Source organism: Eisenbergiella tayi (genome assembly GCF_001881565.1).
GTDB lineage: Bacteria > Bacillota > Clostridia > Lachnospirales > Lachnospiraceae > Eisenbergiella > Eisenbergiella tayi.
The window spans coordinates 1-26573 of the sequence record NZ_MPDJ01000015.1; the positions used below are offsets into that span (position 1 = coordinate 1).

Annotated in this window: 29 protein-coding genes; 20 read left to right on the forward strand and 9 right to left on the reverse strand. The window is 45.4% G+C overall.

Annotated features, from left to right (window positions below; all coding sequences use genetic code 11):
* Positions 1 to 480: 480 nt before the first annotated feature.
* From BLA28_RS31110 to BLA28_RS34015, 7 genes are all read left to right on the forward strand, one after another.
* Positions 481 to 1152, forward strand: a complete 672-nt coding sequence (locus BLA28_RS31110) for a response regulator transcription factor (RefSeq protein ID WP_069155457.1) — start codon at positions 481 to 483, stop codon at positions 1150 to 1152.
* A 4-nt stretch (positions 1153 to 1156) separates the two neighbouring features.
* A complete protein-coding gene (locus BLA28_RS31115; RefSeq protein ID WP_069155456.1) occupies positions 1157 to 2518 on the forward strand; it encodes a sensor histidine kinase in 1362 nt (453 codons plus the stop codon).
* Positions 2519 to 2790: 272 nt separating this feature from the next.
* Positions 2791 to 3198 (forward strand): hypothetical protein, encoded by a 408-nt coding sequence (locus BLA28_RS31120; protein WP_169897327.1) that lies wholly within the window; start codon positions 2791 to 2793, stop codon positions 3196 to 3198.
* 148 nt (positions 3199 to 3346) lie between these two features.
* The gene (locus tag BLA28_RS31125; RefSeq protein WP_009253973.1) at positions 3347 to 4078 is read left to right on the forward strand and encodes a PepSY domain-containing protein; all 732 of its coding nucleotides are present in this window, start codon (positions 3347 to 3349) and stop codon (positions 4076 to 4078) included.
* Between the two features lie 240 nt (positions 4079 to 4318).
* Positions 4319 to 5029 (forward strand): LytR/AlgR family response regulator transcription factor, encoded by a 711-nt coding sequence (locus tag BLA28_RS31130; RefSeq protein WP_069155454.1) that lies wholly within the window; start codon positions 4319 to 4321, stop codon positions 5027 to 5029.
* Positions 5030 to 6352, forward strand: a complete 1323-nt coding sequence (locus BLA28_RS31135) for a sensor histidine kinase (protein WP_069155453.1) — start codon at positions 5030 to 5032, stop codon at positions 6350 to 6352.
* A gap of 46 nt (positions 6353 to 6398) precedes the next feature.
* On the forward strand, positions 6399 to 6866 hold the full coding sequence (locus BLA28_RS34015; protein ID WP_069155452.1) for a hypothetical protein: 468 nt from the start codon (positions 6399 to 6401) through the stop codon (positions 6864 to 6866).
* Between the two features lie 112 nt (positions 6867 to 6978).
* On the opposite strand, the gene BLA28_RS31145 is transcribed toward BLA28_RS34015, so the two are convergent.
* From BLA28_RS31145 to rfbD, 5 genes are read right to left on the reverse strand one after another with little or no spacing between them, the layout of a single operon-like run.
* A complete protein-coding gene (locus tag BLA28_RS31145; RefSeq protein WP_069155451.1) occupies positions 6979 to 8004 on the reverse strand; it encodes a zinc-dependent alcohol dehydrogenase family protein in 1026 nt (341 codons plus the stop codon).
* A gap of 42 nt (positions 8005 to 8046) precedes the next feature.
* Positions 8047 to 8421, reverse strand: coding sequence for a cytidine deaminase family protein (locus tag BLA28_RS31150; protein WP_009253978.1), 375 nt, complete (start codon positions 8419 to 8421; stop codon positions 8047 to 8049).
* A 44-nt stretch (positions 8422 to 8465) separates the two neighbouring features.
* Positions 8466 to 9245, reverse strand: coding sequence for an arginase family protein (locus BLA28_RS31155; RefSeq protein WP_069156522.1), 780 nt, complete (start codon positions 9243 to 9245; stop codon positions 8466 to 8468).
* Between the two features lie 51 nt (positions 9246 to 9296).
* Positions 9297 to 10571, reverse strand: a complete 1275-nt coding sequence (locus tag BLA28_RS33565) for a dicarboxylate/amino acid:cation symporter (RefSeq protein WP_009253980.1) — start codon at positions 10569 to 10571, stop codon at positions 9297 to 9299.
* Complete coding sequence (rfbD, locus tag BLA28_RS33570; RefSeq protein ID WP_009253981.1) at positions 10572 to 11429, reverse strand: dTDP-4-dehydrorhamnose reductase; 858 nt, start codon at positions 11427 to 11429, stop codon at positions 10572 to 10574.
* A 545-nt stretch (positions 11430 to 11974) separates the two neighbouring features.
* Between rfbD and BLA28_RS31175 the strand changes: the two genes are divergently transcribed.
* From BLA28_RS31175 to BLA28_RS31200, 6 genes are all read left to right on the forward strand, one after another.
* Positions 11975 to 13213, forward strand: a complete 1239-nt coding sequence (locus BLA28_RS31175) for an ABC transporter substrate-binding protein (RefSeq protein ID WP_069155450.1) — start codon at positions 11975 to 11977, stop codon at positions 13211 to 13213.
* Between the two features lie 161 nt (positions 13214 to 13374).
* The gene (locus BLA28_RS31180) at positions 13375 to 14256 is read left to right on the forward strand and encodes a branched-chain amino acid ABC transporter permease (RefSeq protein ID WP_009253983.1); all 882 of its coding nucleotides are present in this window, start codon (positions 13375 to 13377) and stop codon (positions 14254 to 14256) included.
* Positions 14257 to 14266: 10 nt separating this feature from the next.
* Positions 14267 to 15349 (forward strand): branched-chain amino acid ABC transporter permease, encoded by a 1083-nt coding sequence (locus tag BLA28_RS31185; RefSeq protein ID WP_044972052.1) that lies wholly within the window; start codon positions 14267 to 14269, stop codon positions 15347 to 15349.
* Between the two features lie 2 nt (positions 15350 to 15351).
* On the forward strand, positions 15352 to 16110 hold the full coding sequence (locus BLA28_RS31190; protein WP_009253985.1) for an ABC transporter ATP-binding protein: 759 nt from the start codon (positions 15352 to 15354) through the stop codon (positions 16108 to 16110).
* A gap of 15 nt (positions 16111 to 16125) precedes the next feature.
* A complete protein-coding gene (locus BLA28_RS31195) occupies positions 16126 to 16836 on the forward strand; it encodes an ABC transporter ATP-binding protein (RefSeq protein WP_069155449.1) in 711 nt (236 codons plus the stop codon).
* 26 nt (positions 16837 to 16862) lie between these two features.
* Positions 16863 to 17498: a cytidylate kinase-like family protein gene (locus tag BLA28_RS31200; RefSeq protein ID WP_009253987.1), complete on the forward strand. Its 636-nt coding sequence runs from the start codon at positions 16863 to 16865 to the stop codon at positions 17496 to 17498.
* A gap of 105 nt (positions 17499 to 17603) precedes the next feature.
* Here the strand turns inward: BLA28_RS31200 and BLA28_RS31205 are convergent, their stop codons facing one another.
* Complete coding sequence (locus tag BLA28_RS31205) at positions 17604 to 18518, reverse strand: Rpn family recombination-promoting nuclease/putative transposase (RefSeq protein ID WP_081329757.1); 915 nt, start codon at positions 18516 to 18518, stop codon at positions 17604 to 17606.
* A gap of 373 nt (positions 18519 to 18891) precedes the next feature.
* Between BLA28_RS31205 and BLA28_RS31210 the strand changes: the two genes are divergently transcribed.
* Both BLA28_RS31210 and BLA28_RS31215 read left to right on the forward strand, forming a co-directional pair.
* Positions 18892 to 19326, forward strand: coding sequence for a GNAT family N-acetyltransferase (locus tag BLA28_RS31210; RefSeq protein WP_069155448.1), 435 nt, complete (start codon positions 18892 to 18894; stop codon positions 19324 to 19326).
* Between the two features lie 11 nt (positions 19327 to 19337).
* The gene (locus BLA28_RS31215) at positions 19338 to 19664 is read left to right on the forward strand and encodes a cytidylate kinase-like family protein (protein ID WP_242880536.1); all 327 of its coding nucleotides are present in this window, start codon (positions 19338 to 19340) and stop codon (positions 19662 to 19664) included.
* A 212-nt stretch (positions 19665 to 19876) separates the two neighbouring features.
* Here BLA28_RS31215 and BLA28_RS31220 read toward each other — a convergent pair whose 3' ends face one another.
* Complete coding sequence (locus tag BLA28_RS31220) at positions 19877 to 20758, reverse strand: PD-(D/E)XK nuclease family transposase (protein ID WP_081329756.1); 882 nt, start codon at positions 20756 to 20758, stop codon at positions 19877 to 19879.
* A 410-nt stretch (positions 20759 to 21168) separates the two neighbouring features.
* Here BLA28_RS31220 and BLA28_RS31225 point away from each other — a divergent pair, with 410 nt between their 5' ends.
* From BLA28_RS31225 to BLA28_RS31245, 5 genes are all read left to right on the forward strand, one after another.
* Positions 21169 to 21693 carry a GNAT family N-acetyltransferase gene (locus tag BLA28_RS31225; protein ID WP_069155447.1) on the forward strand — a complete coding sequence of 175 codons (525 nt, stop codon included), beginning with the start codon at positions 21169 to 21171 and terminating at the stop codon, positions 21691 to 21693.
* Between the two features lie 125 nt (positions 21694 to 21818).
* A complete protein-coding gene (locus BLA28_RS31230; protein WP_069155446.1) occupies positions 21819 to 22601 on the forward strand; it encodes a sugar phosphate isomerase/epimerase family protein in 783 nt (260 codons plus the stop codon).
* A gap of 497 nt (positions 22602 to 23098) precedes the next feature.
* Positions 23099 to 23623, forward strand: a complete 525-nt coding sequence (locus tag BLA28_RS31235) for a hypothetical protein (protein ID WP_141702842.1) — start codon at positions 23099 to 23101, stop codon at positions 23621 to 23623.
* A 206-nt stretch (positions 23624 to 23829) separates the two neighbouring features.
* Complete coding sequence (locus BLA28_RS31240; RefSeq protein WP_009253998.1) at positions 23830 to 24294, forward strand: helix-turn-helix domain-containing protein; 465 nt, start codon at positions 23830 to 23832, stop codon at positions 24292 to 24294.
* Between the two features lie 190 nt (positions 24295 to 24484).
* Positions 24485 to 24904 carry an amino acid-binding protein gene (locus BLA28_RS31245; RefSeq protein WP_044972560.1) on the forward strand — a complete coding sequence of 140 codons (420 nt, stop codon included), beginning with the start codon at positions 24485 to 24487 and terminating at the stop codon, positions 24902 to 24904.
* A 102-nt stretch (positions 24905 to 25006) separates the two neighbouring features.
* Here the strand turns inward: BLA28_RS31245 and BLA28_RS31250 are convergent, their stop codons facing one another.
* Both BLA28_RS31250 and BLA28_RS31255 read right to left on the reverse strand, forming a co-directional pair.
* The gene (locus tag BLA28_RS31250) at positions 25007 to 25861 is read right to left on the reverse strand and encodes a transglutaminase-like domain-containing protein (protein WP_069155444.1); all 855 of its coding nucleotides are present in this window, start codon (positions 25859 to 25861) and stop codon (positions 25007 to 25009) included.
* Between the two features lie 129 nt (positions 25862 to 25990).
* A complete protein-coding gene (locus BLA28_RS31255) occupies positions 25991 to 26545 on the reverse strand; it encodes a Type 1 glutamine amidotransferase-like domain-containing protein (protein ID WP_069155443.1) in 555 nt (184 codons plus the stop codon).
* Between the last annotated feature and the right edge of the window lie 28 nt (positions 26546 to 26573).

The window sequence follows — 26573 nt, forward strand, 5'->3', positions numbered from 1 at the left end:
TGTGGATTTTAAGGATGTCTGACGGTCCAGCTAGGCCCGGGGCCTAGTTCCTCCGCGCGTGGGTTTCCCTCCCCGGCGGGGCCCGGGTGCAGATAACCCTCCTGCGTGAACGGCTCCGCCTGCCCGGGTGCCTCGTCCAGACGGCCTGCGGCACGGTAAGGATTCCTGTAAGGGCCGTATAAACACGCCGGTCCTTAGGCTGCGTCCTTTGCAGCCTTAGTACCGCTGCGTGTTTATCCGAGCGAAAGCGTGCCCTATAAGGAACCTTACCGTGCCGCAGGCCGTCCGGAAGAGGCACCCGGGCAGACGGAGCCGTTCACGCAGTAGGTTTATCTGCACGCGGTCCCCGCCGGGAAGGGAATCCGAAGCGGGAAGGTGCGCTCCACAAAGAATAGCTGAACTGCAACATATATGGTATAATTTTTAATGTTATTTTCATATTTCTTCCGTAAAATGAAAAATATAAAGGAGAAGCCTGTTATGCGACTGCTTATTGCCGAGGACGAAAAAGACTTGAACCAGGTCATTACAAAGACCCTGCAGAAAAACCATTATTCCGTGGATTCCTGCCTGGACGGGCAGGAAGCGCTGGATTGTCTGGATATGGCCGAATATGATGCCATAATCCTGGATATCATGATGCCCCGTGTGAGCGGGCTTGAGGTGCTGAAAAAGCTGCGTTCTGCCGGGAATAAGACTCCCGTTCTTCTGCTTACCGCAAGGGACAGCGTCCAGGACAGGGTTGCCGGCCTGGATACCGGCGCCGATGATTATCTTGTGAAGCCTTTCGATTTTGAAGAACTGCTGGCGCGCATCCGCGTGATGCTGCGCAGGGAAGGCGGCCGGGTTGATAACTGTTACCGGATTGCCAATCTGAAGGTGGACTGTGATGCAAGATGCGTTTTCCGGGATGACATCCCCATTGCTCTGTCCTCCAAAGAATTTTCCATTCTGGAATACTTAATCTGCAACCAGGGGATTGTCCTGTCCCGTGAAAAAATAGAACAGCATATCTGGAACTACGATTATGAAGGCGGTTCCAATGTGGTGGACGTTTATATCCGGTATCTCAGGAAAAAAATCGATGACGGCTTTACCCCAAAACTGATCCACACGGTACGCGGCGCAGGCTATGTGCTGAAAGAGGCCTGAACGTATGAAAAATATGTCTATCAAACTGAAAATCACCTTATGGTACACTTTATTCATGACACTGCTTGTTGTGGGAATCCTCTGGCTGCTTCTTTTTATCACCAACAGCCGGCTGCTTTCCAATGCCCGGCTGCGCCTGAAGGATACCGTTACCAGAAGCTTTCACGAAATCGATTATGAAGACGGTGTGCTGGAATTTGATAATGATATTAATTTTCTTGGAGAAGGCATCTATATTTCCGTATATGACGCCCATGGCAAGCTGCTTTACGGAAGGATTCCTTCCCTTTTCAACGGTGCCCCCGTGCTTGTCATGGATGAAATCCAGCAGGTGGATTCCGGCCAGACGCTCTGGTATGTTTACGATTATTGCCAGAAAATCGAAAGCTACGGCAATCTGTGGGTGCGTGGCATCGCTTCCCAGACCCAGACAGACGCCGCCCTCCAAATCGTCGTGAACCTGGCTTTGGTTTTTCTGCCTTTCTTTGTCCTCTGTATCGCTGCAGGCGGTTATTTCATTATCCGCCGGACACTCTCCCCCTTAGCCGACATGACGGAAACCGCCCAGAAAATCAGCAGCGGAAACGACTTATCCCGCCGGATCCGTCTGGGGGCCGGAAATGACGAGGTCCATAAAATGGCCCATACCTTTGATAAAATGATGGATAAGCTGGAGGATTCCTTTGAAAATGAAAAGCAATTTACCTCCGACGTGTCTCATGAACTGCGTACTCCGGTCACAGTCATTCTTTCCCAATGTGAATATGCCCTGCAGGAAGATACTCCTGCTCAGGAAATTAAGGACTGTATCCGTTCCATTGCCGCCCAGGCACGGAAAATGTCCAACCTCATCTCACAGCTGCTCACCCTTGCCCGGGCGGATAAAGGGACACAGAAGCTACATTATGAGCTGCTGAACTTAAGCGAACTGGCGGAAATCATAACGGAAGAACAGAAAGGACTTGCCTCTGAAAAAGGGATTACACTGGAAACCTGCATTCAGCCTGATATCCTTTTCCGCGGGGATGAAACAATGCTGATGCGGCTCTTCATCAATCTGATTTCCAACAGCATCACCTATGGGAAGGAAAATGGCCTGACCCGTATCTCCCTGTCCAGTGACGGAAATCTAATAACCGGTTCCGTCTCCGATAACGGCATCGGCATTGAAAAAGATAAACTGGATAAAATATGGAAACGTTTTTATCAGGTTAATCCTGCCCGGAGCTCCGGCGAGCGGGAAGGCGCAGGCCTTGGGCTTCCTATGGTCAAATGGATTACCGAAGCACACGGAGGGACTGTCTGCGCCGAAAGCACTCCCGGCTCAGGGACCGTCTTTACATTCACCTTTCCTCAAAACAAGTGAATTTCCTTTACATCACTTTCTTCCGGAAGTATAATAAAGAAGCAGGGGAAGACACCCATTACACAAAACGAAGCATAACAATATTACAGCATCATTCAGAGGGGAGGACACCCATTATAAAAAACATTTCTGTGATTGATGCGCAGGGTAACGAATATGAAGCGACCTGGCCCAAACGTGCCAAAGGTCTTGTCAAAAACGGCAGGGCACGCTTCGTCAATGAAACTACTATCTGCCTTGCGTGCCCTCCGGAAAATACGGAGGTTGATTTTATGAATATGGAAAATACTTTTAACCAGACGTCTCAGCCGGATGCTGAACCCGCCGCTGTGCATAATACTATTTTCTCCCCGACTGCTGCAGAACCGGACATGTCTTACATCATCCGGAAAATCGACCAGATAATGGCCGATTCCCAGTATATCAGGGATGCGCTGGCACAGCTTGAGCATGCGGAAGGAGCCGCCGCCATGGCGATTGGCAACATTGTTGAAAACAGAGAGAATACCAACCAACGGATGATTGAGCTGCTGCAGAAATTATTGGACAACCTGAAACCTCAGCAATTGGATACCGATGTGGCAAAGCTGGATCGTATTCAGCAGATATTGGCTGCTGTCGATATGGATGAGGATTATAAATTCGATATACTCAATCAGGTAATCCAGCGGCTCTTCTAAGTTTCATAACAAAAAAGACTGCCGGCCCTAATCATTTTCTGTGATTAGGGCCGGTATTTTAATTTTATCATTAAATTTAATCTTTCTTTAATCTTGACACGTTATGCTTAGTTTATCAAAAGGAAATCACCGAAAGGAGAAACAAATAATGAAAAGAAATTTATATATCCTGCTTCCCGCACTTGGCTTATCAGCCGCCCTTCTGGCCGCCTGCGGCAGCCAGAGCACTCCGGATTCCGTAACACAGCAAATCACCTCCAACCAGGATGCCCTTGCTGCAGGCGCGTCTTCCTCCACTGTCCAGATAACGGAAAACAAAGACGATGATGCCTCGCTGCCCGCAGCAGGTGAGACAGTCCCCCTTGCTGCGAACGCTTCCCTGCAGGCTGCGGCAGACAGCGGACAGACGGCTTACATCAGTGAAGCAGATGCGAAAAAAATAGCTATGGAGCATGCCGGAGTCAAGGAAGAAGATATTTCCTACTTCAAGCTGAAGCTGGATACGGATGACGGGATCGTGGAATACGATATAAAGTTCTATGTGGGGAACACGGAATACGAATATGATATTGACGCCGTTACCGGCACCATCCGCAGCTTTGATACGGAGCTGTCTGAAGAGCACCATCAGAATGGCACCCAGGGCAGCAGTAATGCCGCCGCTCCCGCGGGCTCCATCAGTGAAGCCGATGCAAAGAAAATTGCCCTGGAACAGGTACCCGGAGCCACCGAAAACAATCTTCGGCTCAAAACCGATTATGATGACGGAAGGATGAAATACGAAATAAAGATTGTCTATAATGAAATAAAATATGAATTTGATATTGATGCGGCCACCGGAAAGATACTGGAATGGGAATCAGAATCCATATATGACTGATTCCTCTATACCCTTACTTCTTTGCCGCCGCCCCAAAAATCCCCCTGCCTGCATTTTTCCGCAGACAGGGGGATTTTCTTTTCTCTCCTCTTGTGTTATTGCTTCTGCAAATATGGTAACATAAGCCTGATGACCACATAACAAATATTTCTGCACCATCAAAAAGACATTTCATAACACAGTCCTTGCCCGGAAAGAGGAAATTTATTATGATAAATTTTTACGAAAAGAGGCGGCGCCATGATCAATATAGCAATTTGTGATGATGAAAAATTCATGTCTGATGAATTATCCGGTTTACTTTATGAGTTTTTTTCTCCCAAAAATATAGAAATTAAAATCTGTCAATTTACAAACGGCAGCGCCCTGCTGAAGTCCAATAAACCTTTGGATCTCATTTTTCTTGATATCCGGATGAACGGGACAAACGGCATGGATGTGGCGAGGATATTACGCAGCAGAAATTATAAAGGCTATTTTATATTTGTTACCGTTATGGAGGAGCTTGTATTCGATTCCTTTGAAGTACAGGCATTTGATTATTTTGTAAAGCCGGTTAACCATGAGCGGTTCCATAAAACCATGGAGCGCTTACTTTCCGTTATGCAGAATTCTTCTGAAACAAACCTTTTTATACAAAGAGGAAATGAATGGAGTATTGTTCCCTTTGATGACATTATGTATTGTGAAATTATCAACCGGAAAATTTATCTGCATTTAGAACGGCAGGAGGTTATTGATTTTTATGAAAAGATTGAAAACATGGAAAAAAAATTAGACAATCGTTTTTTCAAGTGTCACAGAAGCTATATAATCAATTTAAAGTATGTAAGGAATTATAAAAAAGATACGGCCTACTTATGCAATGGGGAAGAAATTCCTGTCTCCAGATTACGGAACGAAGAATTTACCAATGCTATATTGCAGTACATGAAAGAATGGAGATTTTGAATGCCTATCTTAATTGATTTTTTCAATATTTTCATAGTTGGTATCGCTGAAAATATCATAGAACTTTATTTTTTTGCAAAATTAAATGGTAAGAAAGCAAAGCTTTCCCATTACATACTGTTATCCGCTATAAACAATTCTTTCGTAAATTTGGTGCCTGCAGCCCTTCCTGCAAAATTGTTGATTAACGCTGTATTACTGGTGTTTTTCGGTGTTTTTATTTATAAGGCGGGCATCAAAACTGCTGTCCTGTATACTATTATCATCGTTGAAGTTATGGAATTATGCTTTGGTATTTTCAACTCCTTAGCCGGAATTTTATCACCATTGCTTTATCCGGTAAATCCGAAGGCTGTCGGCCTGATTTTTATGATTATAAACAGTTTTTGCTCATTGCTGCTGTCCTGCCTTTGCTATTCTGTTATTCATAAATATTTTGTATATTCGGAAACCGAAAAAAACCGGTATATACTTATGCTTTTCATGCCGCTGCTAATGATACTCATGTTAAGTGAATTTATAAGCAATTCCGTTTACAGCAACACAATTGTACTCAGCCGAAGAGGGGAAATGAACAATACAAACCATCTACAGATGCTTGTCATTCAAGGCTTCGGTATTTTAAGCCTGTTCTGCATTATCTATGTCTTCCAAAAATTGATTCACAGCTTCAAAATCAGTATGCAGCTGTCTATGCTGGAGCGGGAAAACCACCATCAGAAGCAGTATGTATCAGAAGCAAAATCAAGGTATGAAAAGACACAATCCTTCCGGCATGATATAAAAAATCATCTGTCTGTCATTCACGGTCTTTTAGAAAAAGGAGAGATTAAAAAAGCAGAAGAATATTTGGAAAATATGGAACCCTTGATGGATGGTTTATCCTTCCCCTGCCATACCAATAATCCGGTTCTTGATATTCTTATCGGCAACAAACTGGGAATCGCAGAAGATAAGGGAATTGCTGTTTCCTGCTCCTTAAAACTTCCTTATCCATGTACCATAACAGACATAGACCTATGTATTATATTGTCTAACGCATTAGACAATGCGATTCACGGATGTGAGAAAGCAACAGCAAATCCCGACAAATGTATTGAGCTTTCAGGACATATGCAGGGAGACTTCCTTTTACTTGAAATAAAGAACAGTTACTACGGAAAAGCTCCATTGAAAAAAGGAATTGGTTTATCCAATATCAAATCCATTGCTGATAAATATAACGGGGCCATGAGTATAAACACCCAAAAAGAATCCTTTTGTCTGAATGTGCTGCTCATCATTCCACAACAGGAAGAAAACATTTCACGTCAAAGGTATTGAATCATCCGTTCTGAGGCTTAAAATACAGGAAAAGGAGGTAATCGCCATGGAAACAGGTGTAATACAGAACAGTACAGTCTTTCAAAAAAATCCATCGGAGCCGGCTATGGCATCCCCTGTCCGCTCTCTTGAGGACAGGGATATTACAGATAAACCGGCTTCCCTCCCATCACCGCATGATGAATATATCAAAAGTGAAAACTCTTCAGATACAGCAAGCGGCCTATACAAGGTTGTTCCGGACGAGAATGGCAGCTATAAAATTTTATATGATGATCCCAAAGCGGAAGCTTCAAAAAGTTCAGAAGAGGAATGTACTGTTAATACCGATAAGGCTGACCGAGAAATAAAAAAAATAAAAGAAAAGAAGGAACAATTGGAACAGCAAATCAACTCCGCTTCCAGTGACGAGGGTAAGGTAAGGGAACTGGAGAAGAAACTGGCTGCCGTAGAAAAAGAACTGGCCCAAAAAGATAATGACGCATACAGACGTCAAAATGCCGTAATTTCATAAAACAATACTTTCCCCGGAAATATAAAAATCATGTATCCCGGGAAAAGGAAGGCCCCTGCCCGCATTCTGCCTGCGGACAGGAGCCTTTTTTCTGTTATTTTCCGATATTCTCTTATTTTTCCGGAGAAATAATATATTTCCCCTTCGCCCGCAGCTGAGGCTGGCTCAGGATATCACCCAGCCGGTCCAGCCCGCAGACATCATAGATCATGCTGCTCACATCCAGACGTCCGGAATCAATCAAATCCAGCGCTCTTTTCTGTGTATAAGGATTAATATAGGAAGCCTTGAGTACAAGCTCCTTCTGGAAAATCTGAAAAGGCTTAACAGCAATGGTTTCTTCCGGTTTGGTAAGCCCGAACATCATCACCACCGCTTTCTTCCCCGCAATTTCAATTGCCTGTTCAATGGTTGACGGACGGCCCACGCATTCAATCACCGTCTGCACCCAATTCATCCCTGCACCAGCCAGAGCCGCCTTTACATCTTCATTGACAGGATCGATGCAGATATCCGCACCCAGCTTCTTTCCCACCTCGCGCTTTCCTTCCACAGGCTCCAGCAGCGCCACCTTAGCCGCTCCGGCAAGCTTGGCAAGCTGCACCATGAGAAGCCCGATCATGCCTCCGCCGATTACCACCACCTGATGTCCCGGCCGGATTTCACACATATCCAGGCCATGCAGACAGCATGCCACAGGCTCGGCCATAGCCCCCTGTTCAAAGGTTGTATTTTCTCCCAGCCGGTAAACCTGCTTGTAATTAACCGCGCAATACTCAGCAAAGCCGCCGTTTACCGTCGTGCCATAGCCCATCATATGTTCACAGAAATGAGCCTCCCCGTTCCGGCAGGCATCACAGGCGCCGCAGTAACAGTTGGGATCAATGCAAACCCTGTCACCGGCCCTGTACTCCGTGACCTTGCCGCCTGTCTTCACCACCACGCCGGAAAATTCATGCCCCAGAATGGTCGGCGGCGTCACCTCCGCGGCCCCCTTGTCCCCTTCATAAATGTGTACGTCCGTTCCGCATATGCCGCAGGCCTTCACCTGAATCAATACGTCCTCCGGCCCCACTTCGGGCTGCGCATACTCTTCCACTCTTAAATCATGTTTTCCATAAAACACTGCACTTTTCATGCTTATCCCCTTTCCTGTCCCTTCTACATTTACTCCTGTAAATTAATCCCACCGCTCCGGAAGAAGCTCATCCAGCGTAAGCACTTTTCCCTTCAGCCGTATCCGGCAGGATAAATTATCATGGTTGATCTGATACATAAACTCCCGGCATCTTCCGCAGGGCGGAACAATTCCCGCATCCTGGCTTACCGCCACAAGCTTCACAATCCGGCTTTCCCCTGCAGTAACCATGGCCGCAATTGCTGCATGCTCCGCACAAAAGCCCATGGAACAGGGCGTATCAATGCATACTCCCCTGTATACATTTCCCAGATCTGTGAGAAGGGCCGCAGCCACACTTCCTGCATAAGAGCTGTCCGACAGTTCCCTTGGATTTAACGTACGGTATGCAATGTCCGTTAACTCATCAAATTCCATTTGTTTTCCTTCCTCCACGCCTTTCCTTTTCCGTCCCCGGTACTTCATAAAACCTGGCTTTTCAGGAACTCCATCAGCTTTTGGTTGACGGAATCGTTCCTTTTTACCGCCTCCAGGCCTTTTCCCAGAATATCGGGACATTCGCCGCAGATATCAATACCGATAATGGTGTGACAGCGGATCAGCAGCCGCAGAATCGCTTCCAGCATGGCAATACTCATATTTCCCTGATCCCAGTCCGTGATCTCCTCCTGGGGCCGAAGCACGTCTTTGTCAATGGATATGTATATGGGCAGCTTCACATGCTCCCCGGCAAAAGCCTGCCAGTCCTTTGTCATTCCCAGGAAATCCGTGGTAAAGCACAGCAGGCGATCGCGGTAGTCTTCCCCGATAGCTTCCAGGGCATGCTTATCCATGCCAATCATGACTACCTTCCGCAGAAAAGGGTTCGTGTCCAGCGCATCCTTTACCCAGGAACCGCAGGACAGCAGCTCCCCGAAGCGGGACGGCTGCATATCTGTATGATGATCAAACAGAACCAATACAAAATCCTCCCGGATTTTGTCCGTCCAGAACTTGCTTATATAGTGGAAATTACCGGAATCGATAAAATGCACTCCCATCGGAGACAGATTCTCTATCCGCTCCCGGATTTCCCTGCCGGCCTCTTCATCACAATACCCGTTCACTCCCTTAAGCCCCGTGAAATCCATCCACAGATGAGGTTCCTTCCGGTAAAAATACTCCTGTTCATAAACATGGGTAAAATTCATCATCACCACAGGCGCAGCTGACTGCTGCCATTTCTTATCCTTATTCCGCATTTTCACTCCTGTCCGGCTCACACATCCCTTCCCGGCCGCACATACATAAGGCTATCCGGCAAGGGGATCCTTCCTGTTGAAAATTTCCACGTTCACCGCATTATCCTGTTTCGCCACAATGGTGGTGCATACTGCGTCCCCTGTAATGTTCACCGCAGTCCTCGTCATATCCAGGATCCTGTCAATCCCCATAATCAGCCCGATTGCCTCAACCGGCAGCCCTACAGAATTGAAAACCATGGATAAGGTTATCAGGCCGACGCTTGGCACGCCTGCCGTTCCTATGGAAGCGAGCGTGGCTGTGGCTATTACCGTGAGAAAATCTGCCGCAGACAGATGGATATGGAATGCCTGTGCCGCAAATACCACAGCCACTCCCTGCATGATCGCCGTTCCGTCCATATTGATCGTAGCCCCCAGGGGAATCGTAAAGGAGGATATTTTCTTACTCACCCCCATTTTCTTATGAAGGGTATCAATAGAAAGGGGAATGGTCGCATTGGAGGTCGCGGTGGAAAAGGCAAACGCCATGACCGGGGCAAATTTTTTCAGGAACTTCACCGGGCTGAGCCCTGTGAACAGCTTCAGAAGCACCTGATATACCACGAGCCCCTGTACCGCCAGTGCCAGGAATACGGCAAACATATATTTCAGCAGGGGAACGAAAGCATCGAGCCCCAGGCCTGCAAAGGTTCTGGCGATTAGGCAGAACACCCCCACAGGTGCCAGCTTCATGACTCCCATCGTCATATCCATCATTATATCATTAAACTGGCTGAAAAAGGAAGAAACCGTATCCGCTTTTTCTCCCCTGTGGGCCAGAATGACACCAAGGATCAGGGCAAAAAGAATAATGGGCAGCATTTCCCCCTCTGCCAGTGCCCCCAGAGGGTTGGTCGGAATGATATTCAATATTGTATCCACGATGCTCGTTTTTTCCGCAATCACCGTTTCCGTCCCCTGGATTTTCCCCAAATCAAGCCCCAGCCCCGGATTGATCAGGCCGGCGAGGAAAATCGCCACACTGATGGCCACCGCCGTGGTCAGCAGGTAAAATCCGATGGTTTTCACGCCCACCCTGCCCAGTCTTTTCGTATCGCCGATAGCCATACTGCCGCAGACCAGGGAACAGAAAACCAGAGGAACCACCAGCATCTGCATCAGCCGGATGAACCCCTGCCCGATCACATAAAAAATGCCGTTCACGATGACGGTATCCCTGAAATACCCCTCAGGAACCCACAGATTTAATACCAGGCCGGTAAACGCCCCGCATAATAATGCAATAAAAATAACCGTAGTGAGGTTCTTTTTCTTTTTTTTCATTTATCCCCATTCCTTTAAAGCATTTTTCATATATTCTTCCAGCGCTGTTTCCCAGGAAACCGGAAGCTCTATCCCATCGAGACGGAGCATCAGATTATCCAGCACCGCATACGAAGGCCTGCCGTTCTCCATATCCTCATCTCCCGCCGCGATTTCCGTATTATTTCCCGCAAGCTCCATGATCCTCCGGGCGAACTCATATCTGCTGCACATGCCGCCGCATACCGCATGATAAAGCCCATAGGCATCCTTTTCCAGAAGCCGGTAAATAACCTTTGCAAGCTCTTTTGCACTGGTGGGCGAGCCCATCTGGTTTTCCTGCACTCTGATCACCTTTTGGGTTTCCGCGCTTTTCAGCAGTCTGGTCACAAAATTATCCCCGTTTCCGTAAACCCAGGAGCTGCGGATGATCAGATAGCGGGGCGCAATGGTTTTCACAAATTCCTCTCCCGCCAGCTTGGATTTCCCATATACGGAAACCGGCGTGGGCACGGAAAATTCATTATAAGGCTCCTCCGCCCTTCCATCGAAAATATCATCCGTGGAAATCTGTACCATTTCCGCATGCACGCTTCTTGCCGCCACGCTTAAATTTCTGGCCCCAATGGCATTCACCTTATATGCCAGATCACTGTTTTCCTCACAAAAAGCAATGCCGCAGATTCCGGCGCAGTTGATGATCACATCGGGACGGTTCATTTCCACATAAGCCCGCACCTCATCCATATTGGTGATATCCACCTCATCCCTGTCTGTCAGAAGCACATCCAGCTCCGTCGTATCCAGCATCCTTGCGAATGCGCTGCCCACCTGTCCCTGGGCTCCTGTAATCCAAATCCGTTCATGTTGTAACAGCATTCTGTCTCTCCTCTTTTATCTCCGCCCGGATGCGTTTTCCCGCAGCCGGCGTCAGGCCCCGTCCCATCGTTTCGGATGGAGTTAAAAGACTCAGGCGTTATTTGCATATCGTCTGAGTCCTCCGAAGCCCGCCGTCCGTTAATCCGGGACGCACAGCTTTTTCTTATTTCCCATACTGTATGGGAAATTGTAATAATTTATTATAAAAAAACAGGCTTTTTACGTCAACTCCTATTTTAAGCTTTTCCATTTGTCTCACTTTCCTGAAAACGTATACTGCTAGTATTTAACTTAATTGCTATTTTTATCCGCCTCACCGTGAACCGGATCTTGCTTTCTCTGTCTTTTTCACATGCCATATCGCCGAAAATCTTTCCAAAATCCGGCCTAAAAGGCGAAAAAATGCCGAAAAATTTAAAAAATGCAAAAAAGTTATCCTTCCTAATAGAAACTGGTGTATAATACAACCAAATTGTTCAGAAAGACAGATGTGTTTCTGTCACAGACAATTGTTCACGACACTAATAAATGAGGAGGAACTAATTATGAAAAAGGCACTTAGTATCTTTTGCGCAGCTGCTATGTGTACCGGTATCCTTGCAGGATGCGGAAACACAGGATCCACTGCCGAGACTACTCCGGCTGCCCCCGCAGAATCCGTACAGGCTGATTCCCAAGCTGCGGAAACTCCTGCGGCAGATGCTGCAGACAACACAGCCGCCGGCGGGGTTTTTAAAATCGGCGGTACGGCACCGCTCACAGGAGCCGCTGCTATTTACGGCAACGCAGTTAAAAACGGCGCGCAGATTGCGGTCGATGAAATTAACGCAGAAGGCGGAGCTGTTCAGTTTGACCTGAAATATGAAGATGATGAAAACGATCCGGAAAAGGCAGTTTCCGCATACAATGCCCTGAAGGACTGGGGAGTCCAGCTTTCACTCGGCTCCGTTACCACAAAACCCTGTGAGGCTACTTCCACAGATCATTTTGCAGACCGTATCTTTTCCTTAACCCCTTCCGCATCTTCCACGGCTGTTACGGAAGGAAAAGATAACGTATTCCAGATGTGCTTCGCAGATCCCAACCAGGGTACTGCATCCGCAGATTATATTTCCGAAAAACAGCTGGGTACAAAGATTGCGGTTATCTATCGTAATGACGATGTTTATTCCAGCGGAATTTATGAAAAATTCAAGGCTCAGGCAGAATCCAACGGCCTGGAAATTGTATCCGCCACCACCTTCACCGATGCAAGCTCCAATGATTTCTCCGTTCAGCTAGGAGAAGCTAAAAATGCAGGAGCGGATCTTCTCTTCCTGCCCATCTATTATCAGCCTGCATCCCTGATTCTGAAGCAGGCAAGCGACATGGGCTACACCCCCACCGTATTCGGTGTTGACGGTATGGACGGTATCCTGACTCTGGAAGGCTTTGATACCTCCCTGGCAGAAGGCGTAATGCTGCTGACCCCCTTCAATGCAGATGCGGAAGATGAAAAAACAAAGAGCTTCGTAAGCAAATATAAAGAGCAGTTCGGCGACGTTCCCAACCAGTTTGCAGCGGATGCCTATGACTGTGTATACGCATACAAGACTGCCCTTGAAAATTCCGGAGCAACAGCCGATATGACGGCAGAGGAACTGTGCGAAAAGATGATCCAGTCCTTTACCTCCATGACCTTTGACGGACTGACAGGCGAAGGTGTAACCTGGGATTCCACCGGCGCAGTTTCCAAGAGCCCTAAGGGTATGATTATCGAAAACGGCGCATATGTGGGTCTGTAATTCAACGGACTGCCCATAATACAAATACCGCAGGGGAGCGCGCTATCATCAGCGATAGGTTGCTCCCTTGTTCCTTTTACAGTCGTTGGTGCAGGGCGGTCGTCTGCCCTGCGGACCATCGCCCTGGGCCAGCGACACCAAGAAAAAGTGAGGTGTATTCCATGACCTTTTTATCTTATCTGATCAGCGGCGTCAGCCTGGGCAGTATCTATGCTATCATCGCACTCGGTTATACCATGGTTTATGGTATCGCAAAAATGCTGAATTTTGCCCACGGTGATGTCATCATGGTGGGAGCATATATTTCCTTCTGTACCACCAGCTATCTGGGCCTTTCCCCTTTTATATCCGTGCTGTTTTCCATTATTGTCTGCACCGCTCTGGGCATTGTTGTGGAGCGGCTGGCATACAAGCCCCTGCGGAAGGCGCCTTCCCTGGCCGTACTCATTACAGCCATCGGCGTATCTTACTTTCTGCAGAATGCAGCCCTGCTGATATGGGGATCCAGCCCCAAAACCTTTTCTTCCGTAGTAGGGAACTGGTCCCTGAAGCTTTTTGACGGAGAACTGACCATTTCCGGTGTCACCATTGTCACCGTATTGGCCTGTATCGTTATCATGATAGCCCTGACCCTGTTCACTACCAAAACCAAGACAGGAACCGCCATGCGTGCCGTATCCGAGGATAAGGGTGCTGCACAGCTCATGGGAATCAGTGTTAACTCCACCATTTCCATAACCTTTGCCATAGGCTCCGGACTCGCGGCTATTGCCGGCGTGCTTTTATGTTCCGCTTACCCCACCCTTATGCCCACCACAGGCTCCATGCCGGGCATCAAGGCTTTTACCGCTGCTGTCTTCGGCGGTATCGGCTCCATTCCCGGGGCTATGCTGGGCGGTATCCTTCTGGGTATCATAGAAATCTTTGCCAAGGCTTATATTTCCACCCAGCTTTCCGATGCTGTGGTTTTTGCCATGCTGATACTTGTCCTCATCGTCAAGCCTGACGGCCTGCTGGGCAAACATATCAATGAGAAAGTGTGAGGTAGATGGTATGAAATCTATAAAAAAACGGATGGCCGGCAGGCGTGACAGCCTGATTTCCTTCGGCATTGTTATCCTCGCCTACATCGTAATACAGATCATGATATCCACCGGAAATATCTCTTCCTCCCTGAAGGGACAGCTTGTTCCCATCTGTGCCTATATTGTAATGGCGGTTTCCTTAAACCTGACCGTAGGCTTTCTGGGCGAGCTGTCGCTGGGGCATGCAGGCTTTATGTCCGTCGGCGCCTTCACCGGCATCGTTGTGACCACCAGCCTTGCCCAGGCGATTCCCTCCGCCCCTCTCCGTCTGGCCATCGCCATGATCATCGGCGGTATTTTTGCCGCTGTGGCCGGGGTTATTGTTGGTGTGCCGGTTTTACGTCTGAAGGGAGACTACCTGGCTATCGTCACGCTTGCCTTCGGTGAAATCATAAAAAACATAATCAATGTGCTTTATATAGGAATGGACGGCAATGGCCTCCATTTCAGCCTTCTGGAACAGCGCTTCGCCCTGGAGGACGGGGGAAAAATGATTATCAACGGGCCCATGGGAGTCAGCGGGGTTACCAAAATTTCCTCCTTTACTTCCGGTATTATCCTTATACTCATCACCCTGTTCCTCATCCTTAACCTGGTTCACAGCCGGACCGGACGCGCCGTCATGTCTGTGCGCGATAACCGTATCGCCGCAGAAAGCATCGGTATTTCCGCCACCCGCTACCGGCTTCTGGCCTTCGTTATTTCCGCAGCCTTTGCCGGTATGGCAGGCACCCTGTATGCCATGAATTTTTCCACGGTAACAGCGAATAAATTCGACTTCAACACCTCCATCCTGGTGCTTGTTTTCGTCGTTCTCGGCGGTCTGGGCAATATCTGGGGTTCCATCATAGCCGCCGCCCTGCTTACGGTTCTGCCTGAGCTTCTGCGCGGCCTTAACGATTACCGCATGCTCATTTATGCAATCCTGCTGATCGTCATGATGATCTTCAACAATTCCGGCCTGAAAACGCGCCTTCTGGAAAAAAGAGCCGCACGCCGCGCCGGTGACCCGCAGAAAAAGACCGAATTATCCGATAAGGAGGAGGTATAACTATGGCAATGCTGGATGTGACAAAACTTAGCATCTCCTTCGGCGGCCTGCGGGCTGTAGATGAATTGACCATGCAGATTGAAGAAGGCGGCCTGGTAGGCCTTATCGGCCCCAACGGAGCCGGTAAAACCACCGTGTTCAACATGCTTACCGGTGTATATCTTCCCACCGAAGGCGGAATCCGCCTGGACGGGAAAAATCTGATAGGCAAAAAGCCCGCGGATATCTGCAAAATGGGCGTCGCCCGTACCTTTCAGAATATCCGCCTTTTCCCAAAACTGTCCGTACTGGATAATGTAAAAGCCGGACTCCATAACCAGGTTACCTACTCCCTGGCAGAAAGCATGCTGCACCTTGGCGGCTATTCCAAAAAAGAAAAGGATATGGATCAAAGGGCACTGGAAATCCTCAGTGTATTCGGGCTTGACAGCTCCGCCAACGATTTGGCGTCCAACCTGCCCTACGGCAAACAGCGTAAACTGGAAATCTCCCGTGCGCTTGCCACCAGCCCCAAGCTTCTCCTGCTGGATGAGCCTGCCGCCGGTATGAATCCCAACGAAACCGGAGAACTGATGGAAACCATCAGTCTTGTCCGTAAAAAATACGGTGTGACCATTCTTCTGATCGAACATGATATGAAGCTGGTACAGGGTATCTGTGAATACCTGTATGTATTGAACTTCGGCAAACTGCTGGCAGAAGGAACGCCTGCCCAGGTGCTGAACGACCCGGCGGTCATCAAGGCCTATCTGGGCGATTAAAGGAGGTCTTAATTTATGTCAATGCTTACCGTAGAAAATCTGAATGTATATTATGGCATGATCCACGCATTGAAGGGCCTGTCCTTCCATGTGGAAGAAGGAGAAATCGTCGCCCTCATCGGGGCCAACGGCGCCGGTAAAACAACGACCCTGCAGACCATCAGCGGTATTCTCCAGGCCAAATCCGGCTCCGTCAATTTCCAGGGCAAAGAGATAACCTCCGTCCCCGGAAACCAGATTGTAAAGCTGGGTATGTCCCATGTTCCGGAAGGCCGGCGTATGTTCTCCAATCTTACCGTTTATGAAAACCTAATGATGGGAGCATATTCCCGCAAGGATAAGAAGCAGATCGCAGAAACTCTGGAAAAGGTATATGAACGTTTCCCCCGGCTGCAGGAACGTACCCGCCAGCTGGCAGGAACTCTGTCCGGCGGGGAACAGCAGATGCTGGCCATGGGCCGCGCCCTTATGGCACAGCCCCGCATTATCCTCATGGATGAACCTTCCATGGGCCTGTCTCCCCTGTTCGTCAACGAAATTTTTAATATCATCACGGAAGTTAACAAGCAGGGCGTTACCATCCTGCTGGTGGAACAGAATGCGAAAAAGGCTCTTTCCATCGCCAACCGTGCTTATGTCCTTGAAACCGGACGAATCGTCAATGAAGGAGACGCCCATGCCCTTCTCGATGACGAATCCATCAAAAAAGCCTACCTGGGTGAATAGTAAATCAGATCAAAGGGGGATTTTATATGGAGAAAATAATTATTACCATTGCCCGCCAATATGGCAGCGGCGGCCGTACTGTGGGAAAAATGCTGGCAGAACGCCTGCAGATCCCATACTATGACCGGGAAATCATCTCAATGGCCTCCGAAGACAGCGGCATCAATGCCGCCCTGTTCCAGGATGAAAAAAAAGTACACAGCCTGCGCGCCCTGCTGACGGGCGGATATCACAGCAATAAGCTGCTCTCCCCGGAAAGCGCCGGCTTCACAAAAGACGATAACCTGTTCACCTACCAGGCCAAGATTATCCGCCAGCTGGCAGAAGAAGGTTCCTGCGTCCTGATCGGACGCTGCGCCGACCATGTCCTGAAGGAAATGCCCGGTGTTGTCCGCGTGTTTGTCCATGCCCCGGCAGACTTCTGTCTCCGTGAGGCCATGAAGGTCAACAGCCAGCCTGAAAATGAGGTGGTGAAGCTCATTGCCAAAACGGACGACTACAGAGCTCGTTATTATAAGTACTATACCGGAAAAGAATGGAAGGATGCCCTGAATTATGATCTGTCCCTGGACAGCTCCAGGCTGGGCTTCGACGGTACTGTGGAGGCAATATTGGCCTACATTGAGGTACGTAAGAAATTCGATCCGCAGATGCAGGGATAACGGTAATTTTTAAATTCAGAGTATAAATTTTACAGCAGCCCCGGTCATGATTTCTCTTCATGTCCGGGGCTACTGGTTAGTTTTTTAGAGAAAGGAATAGTATCACTATACTTTATCCGGAGCTATCCTACGCTCAAATTCCTCTATTGTCTCGGCTTTTGCGGCTAATTTCAGCCATTTGCTGAGGATTTCAGAATCATGCTGATCTAATATCTTTTGCCTTAACTGTTCTGAGACCTTTCCTGTTTCTTCCAATAGTTCCAAAATAGAAGCCGCTTTTCCTTGTTCAATGCCTTGTTCAATGCCTTGTTCAATGCCTTTTTCGATTCCAATCTCAAGAATATTCATCTTCACAGCCTCCCATTCTTCCGATTGCTTCACTTCATTCACTATCTTGTCCAGGCTTTGTATCCTTTTATCATTTACGATTATTTCCGGATTATCCAAAGTCGTATTTTTCATGTACTGCAGGAGACTGATTAATTCAGGCCTTCCATTCCTGCTCGTCATATTCAGAAAAATCTTTTTTGTTCCGTCGTCCAGATGCAGCCCCGGTACTTCTTCACATTGTTCTGTAAATGTATACATGGCTGAATCACATCGGAATATATCATCGCGGGTAATAAAAATAATAATTGTGGACGGCAGATGTTTATATTTCGTCTTCTTTCCCGATTTTAACACTGGTGTATCCAGAAGTCCCTGATAAAAACGAGATCTCTTTCTTAAATTATCCTGCTTTGCATCATTCTGCATTTCCGTATTAATGTGACGGTTCTGTTCATCACGTGCCCAGGCATCCAGGCGTATGGCACGTTTCCCTGATTTATTCAGGACTACCTGCTCCACCTTTACCTCCTTCAGCCTCAGATCCGGCTCATCAAGGATGATGCTCAGAGTGTTTTCGTAAGCTGTCTTGTTCTTCATAACGGACAGAAACAGGGCAAAATCACTCAGGTTAAACGTATAATCCTCCGGCAGAGCCTCCAGGATTGTTTTGTTACTGCTATTTTCGTTCATAGGCGTTCCTCTCTTTCATTTACGCAGAAAGAAGACACGCCGTTTCTCCTCCCTGCTTATTTTGTTGTCAGCAAGGAGTTCATGCATAAAACATGCATTAGATACCGTCCGGCAGTCGATTCACTGCTGCGGCACGGTTCAGAATCTTTCAGAAAATCAGATGGGGTGAATTCATTGCCTGTATAAATTTTAGCATACCAAAATAAGCTGTGCAACGATATTTAAAACATAATTTTATTCAATATATAATTATCATACAGCACAGAAACAGCATATAAAGCAGAAAGCTTTATTGCCCTTCCTCCAATACACCTGTATACTGTATGTAGTAGAAAAGTACAGCCCTTCAGGAGGACAGCCTACGATTTATTTCATGGAGAATAATATTGTCATACGCAGGATGCAGGAAACGGATCCGCAGATTTTCAGCGATGAAGAGTGTGCGCAGGACTGGCATGCTTCGCCTGAAAAATATGATATTTCTTGTAAAAAAAATGATAGAACTAAAATAGGCACCTGTGGATTTCACTGTTGGAACAAGGAAAAATCCAGTGCAGAAGTTGGATATGACTTAAAAGAAGCATTTTGGGGAAATGACCATATGCAGGAAGCATTGAAAGAAATAATAGCATTTGCTGCTAAAAGTATGAATATCAAGAGAATAGATGCAGTTATTTATGTAGAAAATCCTAAATCAATTTCAGTTGTAGAACGATTGGGTTTCTCCTTTGATGGTAAAATAAAGAATGAAATTTTTAGAGATTCGGAGTATTTACATCGTATCTATTCGATTTACTGCACAAAATAAGCATAATTCTTGTGTTTGACTGCGCAATGCTGCTCTTCCCGGAAAGCGCCGGCTTTACAAAAGACGATAACCTGTTCACCTACCAGGCCAAGATTCTCCGCCAGCTGGCGGAGAAAGGCTCCTGCGTCCTGATCGGACGCTGCGCCGACCATGTGCTGAAGGAAATGCCCGGCATGGTCCGTGTATTTGTCCATGCCCCGGCAGACTTCTGCCTCCGGGAGGCCATGAAGGTCAACAGCCAGCCTGAAAATGAGGTGGTGAAGCTCATTGCCGAAACGGACACTACAGAGCTCGTTATTATAAGTACTATACCGGAAAAGAATGGAAGTATGACCTGAATTATGATCTGTCCCTGGACAGCTCCAGGTTGGGCTTCAACGATACTGTGGAGGCAATATTGGCCTATATTGAGGTACGTAAGAAATCCGATCCGCAGATGCAGGATTAACGGGATATCTGAAATTTTAGAGCATAAATATTACACAGCCCCGGCCATGAATTCTCTTCATGTCCGGGGGCTGTTGGTTGGCTTTTAGAAAAAGGGATATTATCACGTAGCTTTATCAGGAGCTATCCTACGCTCAAATTCCTCTATCGACTCGGCTTTTGCGGCCAGCTTCAGCCATTTGCTGAGGGTTTCAGAGTCATGCTGAGCTAATATCTTTTGCTTTAACTGTTCTGAGACCTTCCCTGTTTCTTCCAACAATTCCAAAATAGAAGCCGCTTTTCCTTTTTCGATTCCAATCTCAAGAATATTCATCTTCACAGCCTCCCATTCTTCCGATTGCTTCACTTCATTCACTATCCTGTCCAGACTTTGTATCCTTTTATCCTTTACGATTATTTCCGGATTATCCAAAGTCGTATTTTTCATGTACTGCAGGAGGCTGATTAATTCAGGCCTTCCATTCCTGCTCGTCATATTCAGAAAAATCTTTTTTGTTCCGTCATCCAGATGCAGCCCCGGTACTTCCTCACATTGCTCGGTAAATGTATACATGGCTGAATCATATCGGAATATATCATCATGGGTAATAAAAATAATAATTGTGGACGGCAGATGCTTATATTTCGTCTTCTTTCCCGATTTTAATACCGGTGTATCCAGAAGTCCCTGATAAAAACGGGATCTCTTTCTTAAATTATCCTGTTTTGCATCATTCTGCATTTCCGTATTAATGTGACGGTTCTGTTCATCACGCGCCCAGGCATCCAGACGTATGGCACGTTTCCCTGATTTATTCAGGACTACCTGCTCCACCTTTACCTCCTTCAGCTTCAGATCCGGCTCATCAAGGATGATGCTCAGAGTGTTTTCGTAAGCTGTCTTGTTCTTCATAACAGACAGAAACAGGGCAAAATCACTCAGATTAAACGCATAATCCTCCGGCAGGGCCTCCAGGGTTATTTTGTTACTGCTATTTTCGTTCATAGGCGTTCCTCTCTTTCATTTACGCAGAAAGAAGACACGCCGTTTCTCCTCCCTGCTTATTTTGTTGTCAGCAAGGAGTTCATGCATAAAACATGCATTAGATACCGTCCGGCAGTCGATTCACTGCTGCGGCACGGTTCAGAATCTTTCAGAAAATCAGATGGGGTGAATTCATTGCCTGTATAAATTCTAGCATATCAAAATAAGCTATGCAACGATATTTAAAACATAATTTTATCCAATATATAATTGTCGTTACTGTGCATTTACTGCACAGTACTGAGTGAACAGTAACTAATTGTCATACAGCACAGAAACACCATATAAAGCAGAAAGCTTTATTGCTCTTCCTCCGATACACCTGTATACTGTATGTAGCAGAAAAGTACAGCCCTTCAGGAGGACAGCCTATGATTTATTTCATGAAGAATAATATTGTCATACGCAGGATGCAGGATACGGATCCGCAAATTTTCAGTAATGAAGAATGTGCGCAGGGCTGGCATGCTTCGCCCCAAAAATATGATATGCGCATTTCAGATGAAAAAAAGGGAATCTCTGTCGCACTTACAGCAGAATATCAGAATCATCCTGCCGGCTATATAAATGTATACTGGAATTGTACCGCCGGACCTTTTGCAGATAAAAACATTCCTGAAATAGTGGATTTCGGCGTTCTGGAAAAATACCGTAATAAAGGAATCGGAGGTCTGCTTATGGACACGGCAGAAAAAATAGTACTCACCCGTTCCAAAATTGTATGTATTGGAGTCGGCCTTCATGCAGGGTATGGCAGTGCCCAGCGCATGTATGTAAAAAGAGGATACATACCGGATGGCTCAGGGGTATGGTATCGGGATCAGATTTGTACACCATATGGTGATTGCTGTAACGATGATGACCTGGTTTTATATTTGAGTAAGGAACTGGATTGATTTTAGAAAACTGTATTTATTTTGTAATGTTTAATGCATTATACTGTGAAAACACCTTCAAAATACTGACTATTTTTTCACATTAAGAAAACTAAAACAAAAAAGTCAAAATCATAGGAGATAAAATGATAGGAATATATGATTGCTTTGGCTATGGTACAGGTTATGAAGTGTCATTTGAAGAAAGATATAAATTGATTAAAAATGCCGGTTTTGATTGTGTGATGCTCTGGTGGAGTGATAAATTTGGCAGAGGTATGGGTTATCAAAAAGATGTTCGATATGCAAGAAAGGCAGGATTACATATAGAAAATATCCATACACCAGTTCATGAACAAAACTGTTTATCTTTAGATAATTTAGATGGAGATAGTGTATTTCAAACTTATTTACAATGTGTAAAAGATTGCTTCGAATATAATATACCAACAATGGTTATTCATTTGCCAAATGATGAGAGTCCAATAAACAATTTAGGTATCAAAAGACTGGAAAAGATTATTAGCGAGGCCGAAAAGCTGGATGTCAATATTGCCTTTGAAAATCTGTGTAATATTCAAAATCTCGAGTTGGTATTAGGTGTATTCCACTCAAAGAATGCAGGGTTTTGTTATGATAGCTGCCATCATATGAACTACGCACCTAAAAATGATTTACTGAAACGATATGGAAAGCGCTTAATGGCATTGCACTTGCAAGATAATGGCGGAAAGCATAATCAACATCAATTGCCGTTTGATGGGAATATAGATTGGGTTAATGTTATGAAAGCAATAGCACTTACTGGTTATCAAGGTGCCACAACCTTGGAACCTATGAATTGGGATTATGAGAACCTGTCAATTCAGCAGTTTTTAAACTTAGCTTATCAAAAAGCGAAAAAAATTGATGAGATGAGAATGGCATAAACTTTAATTTTTTTATAGTTTAGGAGATTTCCAATAAGTAAGAATCACAATTATCGCCGCAGTGATAAGTATGCTTCTCATTGTCTAGCCTGCGGCGCAAAATGATACCCAGCTTTACAAAATATTTTTGCTGTATAACCAATAAAAAATATACTTTATAAGAGGATAAAAATGTTACTTAATCAAATCTATCATTCAGAGATACCTTTATTTCTCAGGGAATTCTCAGCCACAGATGCATTGCTGCGCCTGAAGTCAATAGGTATGGACTGCGGTTGTGAGTATTAATTTATCAATCCGGTCAGCTTATGCAGTTACTAAAAAAATACGCAATTTCTTTGGAGGAGGTCTGTAATTACCATATATATCCTATAGCGGATAATAATTCTCCAAAGCTGTCGGCTGACAGGCTGGAATATTCGTTTCGAAAATTTCGGAGTTTCGGTTTAAAATCATTAAATGATATTATTTCTTATTATTCGGATCTTATCATTGGGATGAATGAAGATCAGGAAAATGAAATTATGTTTACATCTTCAGAACTTGCATTGGACTTTTCTTTATGTTCTCTGAAAAATTCAATAAATGACGTATCTGATGATGATCGCTTCGCTATGAAATTCCTTGCAGATATTCTCCATTATGCATTAAATAGAGAAATTCTTACCCGGGAAGATTTATATACCACTGAATCCCAGGTTATATCTAAATTAATGTCTGTTCAGGAAACAAAAAAAGCCTGGGAAATATTTAGAAATCTTTCCCGGACAAAACGTACTTTAGATAATCCCTGCCATAACAATTCTCTTCCTCAAAACATTGTTCCATCCCCTTTTTCTCAGTCAGATTTATCGCCTTCACCTGGTTGGATAACTCTGTCCGCTAAAAAACGATACATTAATCCCTACGTCCAATCCCACGGACGTATAATGGAAATATCAGATAAACTAAATCAGGAGATACAAAAATTTCTTGACCTGAAAATGGATTATTGGATAACAGCCACAACAGATATTCCATAGCTTACTACAGAATAATCTCTCATAACAATGTCACAAAATCAGCAATTTAGCTCGCCAGATTTCTTCTTGGTTTTTCTTTACTTTTTTTCAAATCACTGATATAGTCATGCTTTGCAACCCTCAGTTGACTAAATATACGGTACTGCTTCTGGAATGCAACCACAGCTTTTGTTATCCTGAAACCACAAAATAAGGAGGTACTAATCATGGATATTTCAGAAAAAATCTTAAAATTACGAAAAGCAAACAATTTAACGCAGGAGCAGCTGGCGGAACAGCTTCAGGTTTCCAGACAGGCGGTGTCCAAATGGGAATCAGGCCAGGCTATCCCCGAATCAGATAAGCTGCCGGCTCTGAGCGACTTATTTCATGTAACCATTGACTACCTGCTGAGGCCGTCTGAAATTGATGAGCTTTCCATTAAAACGGAAATCCTGGAAAAACAGCAGAAGGAAATCATACGAAAGGAACGGAAGAAAGATACTTTTTACCATTGCTTATTCAGCTGTCTGGCAATTTATCTTGTAACCTTTGCCGTTTATTTAATCGGTCATTTTTATTTTGAAATCTGGAATCCTTCCGTTATTTTTGCTGAATTTCTGATTGCAACAGCTATTGCAATCTTTGTATGTCTCCGATTCCGCAGTAATAATGCGAAAGAATGCGAGTAAATTTTTCTTAATCGGGAAAAGTTCCCCGCGGATTTGAAATACGATTGACTAAAGGCCATTGATACACAAAATCAGTCAAACTCAAAAATCGTTTCCTCCTGTGAGCACAATGGTGTATAATAGATATTGGTACGAATCTTTCTGCAAAGGACAGATTTACGTTGAGATACCAATTACCAGGAGGAAACATATGCTGAAACAATTATCAATTTATGCCGAGAACAGAAAATCTACTTTAAAAAATATTACCGGAATCCTGGAAGCTGAGCAGATTAATATCCTCGGCTCCGTTACAAACGACAGTGCGGAATACGGCATTGTCCGCATGGTAGTGTCCGAACCGGATAAAGCCGCACAGGCTTTGGAAAAGGAAGGCTATCTCTGTAAGCTTACCGACGTGACCGGAGTGGAAGTAGCCGACGAAATCGGGAATCTGCATCATCTCCTGCAGGCGCTTTCGGAAAGCAATATTAATGTGGATTATGTTTATTTATCCTTTAACCGGAACTCCGGAAAACCAATCCTTATTTTCCATACAGATGATATCACTGAAGTAGAGGCTTGTCTGACCACAAAAGGATTTACTGTGGTACAAGAAGGGCGTTTCTGACATACTTTTATCGTTAAATAATTAAGCCAAACTTCTGAGGTATATGCCATACCATTCCTTTCACGATAAAAATCGCCTTGCTGCAGCAGCAAGACGATTTTTTTAATTTTCTCTATCACAGGGCGGCTCATAAAATGACTCAATATCCACATATCTATTATCCAATTGACTTTCATAAGACATCCAATCCGTGAAAAGATCACATTCACCGTATTCATGGATCCTATACTGTAAATTCAGAAGCATTCTCTCATGAACATCAAAATTAATGGGGGCCATTTCCACCATATCTCCATATTCTCTATGCATTCCATATCCCTGTCTGGCCTTGCTTCTCAGGAAAAATAAATTCTTTGCATAATATTCTTTTAAATCTGCCAAATCAGATACCGTCTCTCCATTATAATTGAGCTTCTCGGAGAAAAAATATTCTTCATCGTTTATAATCCGTTTTCTTATTTCGTACAGGTTCAGTACTTCTCCCGAAGAATCGCAGCAATAGCTTCCATAGGTAGGATCAAGCATTATCCATTTATTCCATTCCGCAATAAAAGCCTCCGCCACCACATGGTTATCCCCGTCATCTGCTGCCTTAGGCATCATATATACCACTCTTGCATAAATCCCCGATGCCAGAAGACATTCGGACAGAATTATGGACATTGACAGACAGTTAATCCCGGTATTATCCTTTTTATAAGCCAGAGTGAGTAAATGCAGGGCATCCTGAGGATCAGAATTATCATAATTTCCTTTATGTCTTATGTTCTTATTCACCCATTCCAACAGATTTACCGCCTGTAAAAATGTGCTGCCCTTTCCGGCAGTTTCACGAATGCCATATTCTTTTTCCAGACTTTCATATTCTTTGCAGCTGAATACATACTTAATCTCAGCCGGATAGTCTGAGCGAAAGCTTTGATTTTCTCCTAACAGCGCCGGATAATCCATCCCCATAACTATTGCCCGCCTTTCTGCTTATTTCCTGTCAGCTCAATTGTAACACAGCAGGGAAGGCCGCACAATTGCAGAGTATATCAAAGCGCAAGGCATAATAAATGCTTTTTATTCTGTACTGTCAAATACTCACTCTATAATCCTCACATCCTGACTGTCCGAAACCAATATAGCCTGCCGGTTGTCAATCCGTATCTCCCCGCAGTTTTCCACGTCTGCAGGCCCGGCCTCCATCCCCTTTTCACAATGCACCCGAACAGGACATTCAAGTATACCCAGGCTGCCCTTCAAATTTCCTGCCGCCGCCAGGCTTCCGGCACTCACCCCGACATATACGCCGCCCTGATCAATAAACATAAGCAGCTGATTCCGAAACCCTTTTTCGTTTATTCGCTCCAGAAGATATTCCGTATTACCCCCACAGACATAGACCGCATCATATCCCATCAGTTCCTCCCGGCTCATATCCGCATGAAGATCATATACCCGGATATTATCCTTAGATATCCCGCAATCCAGCAGATCATGCAGACATTTGGGAAGCACTTCAATCGCGTCCGCGTCAATAGCCGCAGCAGGTATAAAAACCGCTTTTATATCCTCCGGTTTTTTCCCCGTTAAAGCAAGAAATGTTTCTTCAATCCTTTTATTCTCAAATCCGGCTGAAGTCAATAATACTTTCATACCTGCCTCTCCTCCCTATCGGCTCTCC